The organism is Clostridium facile (assembly GCF_014297275.1).
Classification (GTDB): domain Bacteria; phylum Bacillota; class Clostridia; order Oscillospirales; family Ruminococcaceae; genus Massilioclostridium; species Massilioclostridium facile.
The window spans coordinates 1,035,216-1,048,470 of the sequence record NZ_JACOQK010000001.1 but is presented as its reverse complement, the minus strand read 5'-3'; the positions used below and the strand labels follow the sequence as shown (position 1 = coordinate 1,048,470).

Genomic DNA, 13,255 nt, shown 5'->3' with positions numbered 1-13,255 from the left:
TGGATTTGATACACAATTTGAGGTAATCCAAAGAATGAGGGGATTTTGTACTATTAAATGATCGAATCCTTTGAAAAAAACGAGAGGATTTCCTCTACGCTGACAGGGGACATCCCATTGGCATCCACACCGACATCATACCGGCGGATTCCCTGCTGTAGGTTGTGGTAATTATAATCTGCATAGTTGTGTTGGTGCCCATGCAGGTGGATGCTTTGGTCAAAGTAACCATTCCACTCCAACATAGGGTAGTGGAACAGCACAAACCTGGTGTTACAGTACACCAGTTCCGCATAGTCTTTCACCCAACTAAACAGGGACTGGTCAAAACTAGGCCTGTCCACAAACCCGTCGTGGTTGCCACGAATTAAATATTTTCTTCCTTTTAATTGGGATAGGGCTTCCATCGCCAATATAGAACCCTTCATGGTCACATCCCCCAAAATATATACCTCGTCCTCAGGGGAAACCCGTTGGTTCCAGTTAAGGATTAGTGCCTGGTTCATCTGCTGGGCGTCATGAAACGGACGGTTCACGTGGGTAATGATTTTATCGTGGTAAAAGTGCAAATCAGCAGTAAAATAAATCATTTCATCTCCTCCTTTTGTAGTGATACTGTCATTGTAGCATATTTTACTGGAATCGTCATTGGGGTTTAGCAGTATCTGATTTTCTTGCAGTTATTGTTTTTAAATAATTAAAAAACTCCACTTTTATTTTCTGTTTTTTGGTTGAACCAAATTGCGAATTTTGTTATAATAAATAAAATAGTAGAGACAAACAACATCAGCCGGATGGCTTGGCAAAACGGGATGAACGATGTGGCTCAGTGGACAAGTATAGACACTTTGGCATATATTAAATAGGAGTGATTGGGGATTTTTTGATAAGTAAAAAATAGACTAGGGTTTTCTTTGAAATACCAACCAAGCACTCTATATCTATAAGTAGTATTTTACTGATGCACATGAGGATGTAATATAATATCTAGTTTCAAATACAACCTGACAATTATAGAATAGGTAGGATTTTTTATATACATATCACACCAACAAATATTGATTTATCAGTAAGTTTATTTTACTGTGGCATACTTTCCCTATCACAAAAATACGTTATTTTCATCTTTTTACCACTTACCTGTACGAACAATGCGGTACTACAATCATCAAACAGATAATCCATTGGTAATAAGAAAAAAGGGCTGTTCCCTGGAGGAGTTTATGACATTAGAACAACAATTTATTCCATTAAAACGAGCTTATTTGGAACAAAAATATTCCCATATGAACGAGATGCAGCGCCAGGCAATTTTTACGGTAAAAAATCCTTTGTTAATCCTGGCAGGAGCAGGCAGCGGAAAAACCACTGTTATTGTCAACCGCATTGCTTATATGGTGGCATTCGGAGATGCTTATGCTTCAGAAAAAATTCCGTTTGATCTGAGCCAGCAGGATATTGATCTGTTGCAGAGGGCAGTGGATGGTGAATCAGTAGATGAAGAACAGGTGCGCCAGTTGATTGCGGTGGATTGTCCACGTCCATGGAATATCCTGGCGATTACCTTTACCAATAAGGCGGCAGGGGAGTTAAAAGAGCGTTTGGAAGCCATGCTAGGAGATGTCGCTCTGGACATCCATGCGGGAACCTTCCACTCCCAATGTATGCGAATCCTGCGCCGTGACATTGAGCGTCTGGGCTACCAGAAAAACTTTACCATTTATGATACGGACGATAGTATTCGGGTTATCAAAGATGGCCTGAGTCAGATGGGTCTGAATGATAAGATTTATCCGCCAAAAGCAATATTGGGGGAAATCAGCCGTGCCAAAGATCAGATGCTGACTCCAGAGCTATACGAAGCTCAAAATTATGGGGATTTCCGGAAAAAAGAGATCGCCAAACTTTACCGTTTCTATCAGAACAGCTTAAAATCCTCCAATGCTCTGGATTTTGACGATATTATCCGTTTAACGGTAGTGTTGTTGGAAGAAAATCCGGATATATTGGAATACTACCAGAACCGTTTCCGTTACATATTAGTGGACGAGTACCAGGATACCAACCATGCCCAATATCGCTTGGTCAGTCTGTTGAGCCAGGGACACCAGAATCTCTGCGTAGTAGGGGATGACGATCAGAGTATTTATAAATTCCGTGGAGCTACCATTGAAAATATTTTGAGCTTTGAGAACCAGTTCCAAAACGCAGTTGTTATCCGGCTGGAGCAGAACTACCGTTCCACCCAAAATATTTTAAGCGCTGCCAATGCGGTGATTTCCAATAACCTGGGAAGGAAAGGAAAAAATCTTTGGACAGACCAGGGGGACGGGGAAAAAATCAACGTTCTGCGGCTGCTCAACGAGAATGCGGAAGCGGAGTTTGTGGCGGATACCATTTCCAAAAACGTGATTGACGGTATGGCGTACCATGATCATGTGATTTTATACCGGATGAATGCCCAGTCCTCCGCATTGGAGCATTATTTTGTGCGTTCAGGTATCCCTTACCGGATTGTCGGAGGAATGAAATTCTACGACCGCAAAGAAATTAAGGATATCCTGGCGTATTTAAGTGTGATTAACCAAACCAGCGACAATCTTCGCCTAAAGCGAATTATCAACGAGCCAAAGCGGGGCATAGGAGCCAGCACGGTTGCTAAGGTGCAGGAGATTGCGGACGGTATGGGGATTTCCATGTTTGATGTCTTGAAAGAGGCGGATACCTATGCGGCTCTTTCCAAAAAATCCACTCCGTTAAAACAGTTTGCCGGAATGATTTTGGACTTGCAGGAACAGGCAATGGAACTGCCTCTCCAGGAATTGCTGAACCAGGTAATGGAACTGACCGGTTACAGAGATGAACTCAAACGTCAGGGCAAAGAGGGTGAAACTAGGCTGGAAAATATTGAGGAATTAAAATCCAACCTGATTAAATTCACCGACGAGCAGGAGGAGGAAGCAACCCTCTCCGGCTTCCTAGAAGAAGTGGCATTGTATACCGACCTTGACCAGTACAACAGTGAGGAGGACAAGGTTACTATGATGACAATGCACTCCGCCAAAGGGCTGGAGTTCCCTGTGGTGTTTATCGTGGGGATGGAAGAGGGGATTTTCCCAGGCATTCAGTCCATGTCCGATCCAGAGGAACTGGAGGAGGAACGCCGTCTGGCATATGTGGCGATTACTCGTGCCAAAAAGTGGCTGTACATCACTAACGCCTCTCAGAGGATGCTGTTCGGGAATACCCGTTACGCTAGACCATCCCGTTTTCTTGGAGAAATTCCAGAACAGTATAAATCAACAGAGGATAAAACAGTTACCCATACATCTGAGGCATTCCGCCGGTCCACCCGTCCCATTCATATTAACCTGGGCAATGTGGGTACCACTCAAAAGCCAAAACAAGCAGTGGTAAATTTCGTTGTAGGAGACCGGGTGAAACATGCCGTGTTTGGGGAAGGCGTTGTGGAATCCATGCAGCCGATGGGGAATGATACCCTGTTGGAAGTCAATTTTCAAACAAAAGGCAAAAAAAAGATTATGGCGAATTTCGCCAAGCTGACGAAATTATAAAGTCTATGATATCCCATTGTTGTAGCTGTTTATTTTCCTATACCAGGGGGTTATCTATTTCTATACATTAGGCTGTTTTGGTATCATTCCATAACAGCCTTATAATCGGTAAGAAATTGTGATGTCTTGTAATAAAATTATTTTAAATGGTTTTTATTTATGCTAACAAAGTGTCGGATATTATAGAAGCCACACAATAAAATACGGCTGTTATGGGTTTTGGTACAGGCTCATATTAGCCGTATTTTTTTCATATTGTTCTATTATGAGGAAGTAAGTGGTATTGCAAAACAATGAATATAGCATTTTACACAAAGTTTAACCCGAAGATTTTACATAGATTTTATTGATATTCGACGAAAATTTGACATAAATCCCAATTAATAGGAAAATTGCTTTCTTTTTTTCGTTTCGTATGGTATACTTTTTCCATCACACTTAAAATGGGTATAGTATCTGCTATTTCCCAACCAAAAAACCCAAAAATGGGCTGAATCTGTACCTGTTTTTGTCGAACGAAAAGGTATGATTTTCAGTGTACGATAAAATACAATCACATATAAAATGGAGGTAAAAAAACAATATGGAGTTTACAACCAATCGAAAACGGATTACTATCTCGGCAATTTTAACAGCGGTGTTGTTGGTTTTGATTGTGTGCAATATCCCCGCTTTTATCGACCAAGATAGCAAGCAATTTCAGATTGGATGGTTTTTGCTTACAGTGGTAGTTGCTGGTTTGTTTGGCGCTGTAACAGCCTTCCGCATCCGGTTTCAAGAGGAAAAATGGGAAAAAAGAGTAAGCATCCTGCTGCTTTGCTGTTCCCCAATCATAACGTTTGGAATCGTTGAATATGTCAACAACAATGTTAATATCTTTTTTGATTTTAACTTAGCGAATTTTGTCATGAATTTGCTGTGGTATTACCTGGTATATGGAGTCATTTATGCCCTGACTAACCGGATAAGGGTGACAATTTGGATTTCTAATACTCTGTTTTGGCTGTTTGCAATTGTTAATTATGCGGTCACCCTCTTCCGAGGGGAACCAATCCTACCATGGGATTTTATGTCGGTTGGAACTGCACTGAGTGTTGCTTCTAACTACACTTTTGTTATGACCTGGAATGTATTGCTTGCTACTTGCCTGATGTTGCTATGGAATATGGTGGCTTCCAAGCTGACCTATGTGAACCGTAGCTTGAAAGCTAATATCATTGGCAAAGTGGCAATTGTTTCCGCCAGTATTGTATTTGTCACCGTCTTTTACCAGGAATCTACTCTGCCAAAGCTGGGACTTAGTGTCTATACCTGGCGCCAGGCACAGTCCACCCATGACCATGGCATCGTGCTTTCCTTGGCGATGAACACCCAGTTTTTGATGGTGGATTCCCCAGAAGATTATTCAGTACAGCAGGTAGAGGCGATTTCCAATCAGATTGATACCAGGGATTTTTATCAAGTGTCCGAAACTTCTATGGAACAAAAGCCAAATATCATCGCAATTATGAATGAATCCCTAGCGGATTTCCGGCAGGTGGGGGATTTCCAGACCAACCAGGAGCTCATGCCTTTTCTGACAAATCTCACCGAGAATACCATCAAAGGAAATTTATATATGTCCATCCATGGCAGTGGGACCTGTAACTCCGAGTTTGAGTTTTTAACCGGGAACAGCATGGCGTTTTTGCCCAGTGGCTGTCGGCCATACCAGCAGTATATTACAGACGATACCTATTCTCTGGTAAGTACCTTAAACGACCAGGGATATACCAGCTTGGCGGTGCATCCTTATTATGCGGCGGGTTGGAACCGTGACAGGGTATATCCATTGCTGGGCTTCCAGGATTTTGTTAGCATGGAGGATTTTGAAAATCCAGAGTACATACGAGAATACATTAGCGACAAATCTTCTTATGATAAAGTAATCGACCTGTATGAACAGAAGGACCCAGACGAAAGGCTGTTCCTGTTTAACGTTACCATGCAGAACCATGGGGGATATCTGGATTACTCCAATGGATTCCAGAACACAGTGGAAATCCTCAATAAACCTGAGGGACAGGAGTTCCCAAAAGCGGAGCAGTACTTAACTCTGGTACAGGAATCCGACAAAGCGTTTGAATATCTGGTGAACTATTTTAGCCAGCAGGAGGAACCCACTATTATTTTAATGTTCGGTGACCATCAGCCTACTTTGGAAGATGAGTTTTACGATTTTCTAGTTGGCCCGTTTGATCAGCGTACCTTTGAAGAACAAATGCGGAGTTTTATCACTCCATTTTACATCTGGGCAAATTATGATATCCCAGAACAAACGGTGGAACATATGAGTGCCAACTATCTTTCCAATCTGTTGTTGGATGTTGCTGGGTTGGAAAAGACCGAATATAATCAGTTCCTGGATGGAATTCAGGAACAGTTGCCGGTGTTCACCGCCATTGGCTATGTGGATAATCAAAATAACTATTATCGGCTTGAGGATTATAAAAACGACCCTGTATATGCTTCCCTGATTGATTCTTATGATATGATGCAGTATAATTACCTGTTTGACCCAAAAAATCGATTAAATAGCGTCTTTACCATTTCCGACCAGGCAGGCTAGTCCATCATGGAAATAGCTAGCTTAAATTACGATTTTTTCTATCATCAGTTGGAAGCGGGAAAACGGATCAACGAAACCTGCTTTTACTTTGCGGATGATGAGCGGGAAGAAGAACATTTTTTGGGCTATATGCCCCAATGCGAAAAACCGTATTGGGTGGGATATTGTGATATTCCTAACGGAGCAGAATTTCCAACTGCCCAGGAGCTTGTAACTGCCAGAATATTTCAGGGGAAATCCCTTCAAGAAAGATGGCAAAATGTTCGTATAGTCAGTATTGAGGGCGTCAGTTTGAAAGACTGGCTGGAATCTTTGGAATACTTTTTCTGATATTTTCGTGTAAAAACAGGACATCCTTTAGAAGTTGTCCTGTTTTTTGCATATTTTCCCCAAATACTGCAACACTATGGATGAGGTGTTGTAACGTGAATGAAGTTTTGATAAATCTCCTTTCCATTGTGTTTCGGACGCTCCTTTCCTTTGTATTTTTATTTTTGCTCTCTCGCTTAATTGGGGTGCGGCAAATCTCCCAGCTCACCTTTTACGATTATATTGTAGGTATCACGATTGGATCTATTGCGGCTACGTTAACCATTGATGATACCATTCCAATTTATGCCTGTCTAGTTGCAATGGCATTGTACGCGATCCTGACAGTATCGATTTCGATTATTACGATGAAAAGCATCAAGCTGCGCCGTTTTTTTTCCGGTACCCCTACGATTCTGATTTATAAAGGCTCCATTATTGAAAAATCTATGAAAGACTGCCATTATGATATCAATGATTTACTGTGTGAATGTCGGAAAAATGGGTATTTTAATATCAGTGATATTGAGTATGGGATTATGGAAATCGACGGAAGTGTCAGCATTCTGCCAAAGACGGGGAAACGTCCTGTCCAGCCAGAAGATTTAGGGATGGCGCTGCCTCAGGAACATCTCTGTACTAACGTAATTGTTGATGGGAAGGTAATGGAGCGCAATTTGGAACAAACTGGCTATGATCTGGCCTGGCTAAACAAACAGCTAAAACAACAGAAACATCGTACGGAAGATGTGTTGTTGGGTTCCTTGGAAACCAATGGAACCCTTACCCTTTTACTGAAAAACCAGCAGTTAAAAAACAAAAATTATTTTATTTGAAAGAAATATACTATAATACCTATAACAAAAATCCCATCTAAAAAACAAATGGAAGAAAATGTTACCTAAACAGGTCAGAAAACGATAACTGCCCAAGCGAACGCAGCGAAAACAGGCGGTGTTGTTCCAATTGGGAGGTTATCGGCAATCGCCTTAGCAGGTGCAGCTCCCTCAAAAGAGATAATCTTTAAGATAACAAACAAATTTTTCTTTTCCATTGAGGAACAACTCGGAGAATCCGTCCTGGATTCCCGGGTTGTTTTTACTTGATAGAGTGTTAGATTTTATACCAGAAAGTACAAAAAATTACCACTTTTTAGTTCATGAATGCCCATTGTGATAAAAATAGATAAATATTATAATATTAATCGCAGATACAAAATATATTTTATATATTTTGTAAGCGATTTCTGTTATGTTTTAATAATATAACAGATTAATCATCTATCTTGTAAAGCGGAAAATAAAGTGATTGCCACATTTACAGTGGTGTAAAAGGATGTTTTACCATAGAAAACTGATGGAAACATTTAGTTTAGGGAGCATCTTATTTTACGGCTGTTTTTTGGGCGGCATGTTTGGTTTAATTAATTGCAAAAATTTAAAATAAATTTTTGATAGAAAACCATCATGTAGGCTATCCTGATTTTGTCCTCTTTACAAACTATCCATTTCTAAAGGAGGAAAAACGATGAAGTTAAAAAACAAAGCAAAAAAAGCCCTTGGCGTATTGCTGGCTGCTACCATGCTTTCTACAGTAGCGGCATCTGCTGTTAGTGCGATTGGCGGCAATGTTGCTGGCACAGCGGATTTTGCCAGCAAACTGGAATCCCAGTATACCGATCCAGATAGGGTGTACAGTACAGAGGTGCGCTGGTGGATCGGGGAAGCATCCAATACAGATGAAACGCTGCTGGAAGAAATCCAGGCATTGTATGACGCAGGGTTCCGTGGCGTAGAGCTATGTATGCAGTCGGATAGAAACGCACCGGATGACACCTACGCATATGGTTCCGAGATGTGGTCCCACAAGTGGAAACTGATGATGAACAAAATCCTGGATCTGGGCATGACATTGAGCTTAACATCTGGTACCAACTGGTCAACCTCAAACGTACCAGGGTTGGATCCAGATAGCCAGGAAGCAAGCCAAGTTGTGGCAATGGGGTCCCAGGTAGTCAAAGCAGGGGAAAGCATTACCGCATTGCCAAAACCATCTACCCAGAGGGAAAGCAACAAAGGGAAATTTGTTGCCGCATATGCAGGGAAACTTGCTAGTACGGATGGAGAAAGCTATGTTGTAGAACCAGGTTCTATGATTGACTTAAGTAATCAGGTGACAGCAGTAGAAGGCGCAACTGTTTATGACCAGGCAATCAACTGGACAGCTCCAGCAGATTCTGATTATGTGGTATTTGGATACTGGACCCATGGGAACTACAAAACAGCTTCCCCAGCGGCGGAAACTTGCTACGCGACCAACTACTTTGATACCAGAGGGGTTGACGCTTTACGTTCGTTCTGGGAAGAGCATTATCTGAATGACCCAGAATTGAACGAGAAGATCAAAGAGGGCGATGTACAGCTGTTTATGGACTCCATTGAGTTGAATCCTGACGGTGGTATTACCTGGTGGACAGAAGATATCCGGCAAGAATTTATCAACCGTAAAGGCTATGATATCATGCCATACCTGTTCTTAGTAGATGGCTTGCCACAGGTACAGGCTGTATATGATCCATATACTCAACCTGCGGAAGGTACCCATGACCTGTATAATGATAAAAATGACCGGGAAAAAATTATCAACGACTGGGTAGATGTATTGACACAATTGTATTGTGAAAATATGCTACAACCATTAAAAGAATGGTTAAATTCTGTAGGAATTGAAACACGTGCCCAGATTTCCTATGGTCGGTCATTTGAAATCACAGAACCAGCAATGTATGTAGATTATCCAGAAGCAGAGAGTTTGAACCAATACAACCAGGTTGATATTTTAAGATTACATAGTGCTGGCAACCATCTGTTGGATAAAGTTCTTTCCAGTGAAACAGGAACTGAATTAAATACCTATTATACTCCACAACAACTTCGCTTGGAAGATGCTTATACCATGTATGCTTCCGGTTTCCAACAGTTAATCTGGCATATTTGGAGCGCAGGCTATAGCTATGGTGAAAACGCTGCATGGCCAGGCTGGGGCTCTGGTTTTGACCGTTGGGGAACCCGTGAACCTTCCTATAAGGACTTTGACGAAATGAACGCACATCTGGGACGTATCCAGCAGATGTTACAAACCGGTAATTCCAGAACCGATGTTGGCTTTATCCACAACAACTGGAACCAAGGTGTAAGATTTGGTGGAGAATCTGGAGATGGCCTCACTGGTATGCAGTATATGTTGGCTCATCAGGGTGTTTACTATCGTTCTACTGAACTGCAAGATAACGGCTATACCTATGATTACTTTAGCCCTGATATGCTCAAAGCGGACGGCGTTTACTTTGATGAAGATACCAAGACAATAGAACCAGCAGGCTATAAAGCACTGGTACTCTATCAGGATTGGCTGGATATTGATGGCGCGAAATTGATCTATGAATGGGCACAAAAAGGCCTGCCAGTCTTTATTATGGAAGGGGCTGCGGAACGCACTACCTTTAACGATGGCAAGGACGAAGAATTGGCTTCCATTATGGAACAGATGAGAGCCCTGCCAAATGTAAAAGATGTAGAAATTTACGATGCTTCTGAAGACTTTGATTACTTTGACAAAGTAGCGGAAGGCTATGACGATGGTCTGTACGATGCAATGCAGGAAATGGGCATCCGTCCATACGCTGAATTTAATGGGGCAAACCATCAGTTATTGACCCAAACCCGTGAAGCAGAAGATGGTAGCCGTTATTTGTATGCTTATAATTACTGCTCCAACGATTACCATGAAAACAGCTTTATTGATGAAGTAAAAACAGAAGACCATGGAACCAACATCAAGACAGAAATCCGGATGGATGGCATGTATATCCCATATACCATCGATTCCTGGACAGGTGAAGTAACTGAAATTGGTAATTACTATTATGAAGATGGTCAGACTGTATTCCCAATCGATTTGGATTATGATGATATCGCTCTATATGCGTTTGAACCAGTAACCGAGGAATCATTCCACGCAACTTCAACCAACGCAGATATGGCATATGGAACAGAAAATGGTGTAGCAGTACGAGCAACTCAAAGTGGTACTTATACAACGAAATTGAGTAGTGGCAGAACAGTAACAGAAGAAATCAACGTACCAGAATCCTACCCAATTACTAACTGGGATGTAACAGTAGAATCTTGGACACCATCGGAAAATGTACTCCGCAGTGAAGAAACGATTGGTGATGTACATACTGTAAATACTAAAGTTGATACTGACAAGACAGATATCAATGTAAAACTGGATGAACTGACTACATGGAATAATATTCCTGAAGTAGGAGAAAGCGTATCCGGTATTGGGTATTATGATGCGAAATTTAATTGGGATAGCAGCTCCGCTGATGGTGCATATATCGACTTTGGCGATGAATTCTATTCCAGCATGAAAGTATGGATTAATGGACAGAAAGTTGGCGGAGATGTAAGTACGAACCCAACCAAAGTTCCACAATCTGTAATTGAAGGATATGAAGGAACAGAACAATACACAGGTGGTATCAGTTCTACAGACCCAGTAGCGGATATCAGTGAATACCTGGTAGACGGTGAAAATACGATCCATATTGAATATAGTTCTCCATTAGGAAATGTTCAACTTTCCCGTGGCGCAATTAAACCTGGTGGAAATAGCAGAAATAATTGGTTTGGTGAAATGAGACAGACAAAATACTTGCCATATGGGCCAAGCCAGGCAGTAATCGTTCCTTTCGTAGATTCTGAATACGAAGTAGCGGATAAAGATATTTTAAACACTGTTATTGACTATGCAGAACAACAAAAAGCATCTGATGAATTCAATAATATCATTGCGGATGTGCAGAAAACTTTCAATGCAGCATTGGATGCAGCCAAAGCAGTTGCAGCAGATCCAGCAGCAACTCAGGAAGAAGTAGACGCGGCATGGAAAACATTGATGACCGAAATCCATAAACTAGGCTTTGTGAAAGGGGATATCACTTCCTTAGAAACTCTAGTAGCATTGGCAGAAGGTTATGACATGAATGACTATGTAGAAGCAGGCCAAGCAGAATTTAAAGAAGCATTGGCAGCAGCACAGGCAATCCTTGCAGACAAAGACAACGCAATGCAGGCAGAAATCGAAACAGCAGAAACTAACCTGTTGAACGCAATGCTGAATCTGAGATATAAAGCAGATAAATCTATCTTAGAATCTGTATTGGCAGAAGCGAATGGTAAAGACGCATCTGCGTATACAGCAGAAAGCTACGCAGTATTGACAGCAGCAGTAGCAGAAGCAAATGACGTAATGGCAGATGAAAACGCAACTCAAGAGGAAGTAGATGCAGCAGTAACAAACGTACAAGCTGCAATGGATCAATTAGTAACAGTAGATGGAAGTGTTCCAGAAGAAACAACACCGTCCACTGATGATACAGCTACTCAAACTGGAGAGGAATCTACCACACCAAAAGCAAACGCGGCGAAAACAGGCGATTTTGCTCCAATTGCAGGATTAGCAGCAATTACATTAGCAGGAGCAGCTCTGTTGTTCACCCGTAAGAAAAAATAATAAATAATAAACTTCTTTTTCTCTTAATATAAGAAAAGTCTGGTTTTTTAACCAGATATAGAATGTTAAAGGAACCCCAATTTTTCACGAAATTGGGGTTCCTTTTTTGTACCATGCTCTTAGCAGCTATTTCTAATCCACGGGAATAGGCTGTTTACCATTTACGTCAGATAGTGTAAAACTATCCTTCAGCAATTCCGGCTTTTTTCATAAACTCCTCTGTGGAGATTCCGCTGGGACGATTATACCGATTAAGGAAATACAAACACTCGGGATCTTTGGTAATGATGTTTTCATGTTCATAGCAGGAGAGGGAAGCCAGGAACCCCATTTCCTTGATCAAATCAATCGACCCTTTACTGGAGGCTCCATAGGGATAAGTGAAGGTAGTTGGATAACTTCCGGTATACTGGCGGAGTAAATCCTGAGTTTTTTGGAGGTCATTCTCAAAATTTTTCCGGTACTCCTCATCCGATTCCCCCCATTTCCGTTTTGTCCCTTTTCTTCCATTTCCCTGGTGGTGCATATCATAGCTGTGGTTTTGGAATTCTACTAAACCAGATTGGGACATCTCCAAAATATCATTCCAGGTCAGGTAAGCGTAAGCAGGATTGGGTTCATCAATTTCACTGAATTTTTGGCTATAGCTCCCTACAATAGAAATTACCGCTTTCATTTGATGCTCTTGGAGCAGTGGGAACAGATAGGTATAGTTGTTGTAATAGCCATCATCCAGGGTAATCATAACCGGTTTTTTTGGCAATGGTACATCGTCATATACATAATGGATTAAATCAGCCATAACAATGGTAGTGTATCCATGTTCCTTCAGGTAAAGCAAATCGTTTTCAATGGTAGTAGGGGTAACGGTGTATTTCCCTGATTTACTGGTGTCCTTTAAGATGCTGTGGTACATTAGGATGGGAACAAAAACCCCTTCTTCCTCCGTTGTTGAGGATTGAACTTCCGCCTCTGTGGGAATTGTTTTTGTACGGCCCCAACCCAACAGTAGGGCTATAGCCAAAACCACAACAAGCAAACCGCATAAAATTTTTTTCCAGTTGCAGATGATTCGTTTCATGCCAGCCTCACCTCTTGTTCCAGTATATTGGGTTTTCATTAAATTTATACAAATTTGTTTGTTTATTCAAAAGATGTATGATATAATAAAATTGTTATA

General features: G+C 41.3%; 7 protein-coding genes. 5 read left to right on the top strand and 2 right to left on the bottom strand.

Going from position 1 to position 13,255, the window contains the following annotated elements:
• Window positions 1-53: 53 nt before the first annotated feature.
• The gene (locus tag H8Z77_RS04370; protein ID WP_186996292.1) at window positions 54-590 is read right to left on the bottom strand and encodes a metallophosphoesterase; all 537 of its coding nucleotides are present in this window, start codon (window positions 588-590) and stop codon (window positions 54-56) included.
• A gap of 633 nt (window positions 591-1,223) precedes the next feature.
• On the opposite strand from H8Z77_RS04370, the gene H8Z77_RS04365 reads away from it, so the two are divergent.
• The 5 genes from H8Z77_RS04365 (at window position 1,224) to H8Z77_RS04345 (ending at window position 12,075) form a co-directional block, all read left to right on the top strand.
• Entirely contained in the window at window positions 1,224-3,575 is a 2,352-nt protein-coding gene (locus H8Z77_RS04365; RefSeq protein ID WP_186996291.1) for an ATP-dependent helicase, read from the top strand.
• A 583-nt stretch (window positions 3,576-4,158) separates the two neighbouring features.
• Window positions 4,159-6,183 (top strand): LTA synthase family protein, encoded by a 2,025-nt coding sequence (locus tag H8Z77_RS04360; protein WP_186996290.1) that lies wholly within the window; start codon window positions 4,159-4,161, stop codon window positions 6,181-6,183.
• Between the two features lie 6 nt (window positions 6,184-6,189).
• The gene (locus H8Z77_RS04355) at window positions 6,190-6,513 is read left to right on the top strand and encodes a hypothetical protein (protein ID WP_186996289.1); all 324 of its coding nucleotides are present in this window, start codon (window positions 6,190-6,192) and stop codon (window positions 6,511-6,513) included.
• Window positions 6,514-6,608: 95 nt separating this feature from the next.
• Window positions 6,609-7,328 carry a DUF421 domain-containing protein gene (locus H8Z77_RS04350; protein WP_186996288.1) on the top strand — a complete coding sequence of 240 codons (720 nt, stop codon included), beginning with the start codon at window positions 6,609-6,611 and terminating at the stop codon, window positions 7,326-7,328.
• 691 nt (window positions 7,329-8,019) lie between these two features.
• Window positions 8,020-12,075: a glycosyl hydrolase gene (locus H8Z77_RS04345; protein ID WP_186996287.1), complete on the top strand. Its 4,056-nt coding sequence runs from the start codon at window positions 8,020-8,022 to the stop codon at window positions 12,073-12,075.
• A gap of 181 nt (window positions 12,076-12,256) precedes the next feature.
• On the opposite strand, the gene H8Z77_RS04340 is transcribed toward H8Z77_RS04345, so the two are convergent.
• A complete protein-coding gene (locus H8Z77_RS04340) occupies window positions 12,257-13,156 on the bottom strand; it encodes a polysaccharide deacetylase family protein (protein ID WP_186996286.1) in 900 nt (299 codons plus the stop codon).
• Window positions 13,157-13,255 lie beyond the last annotated feature (99 nt).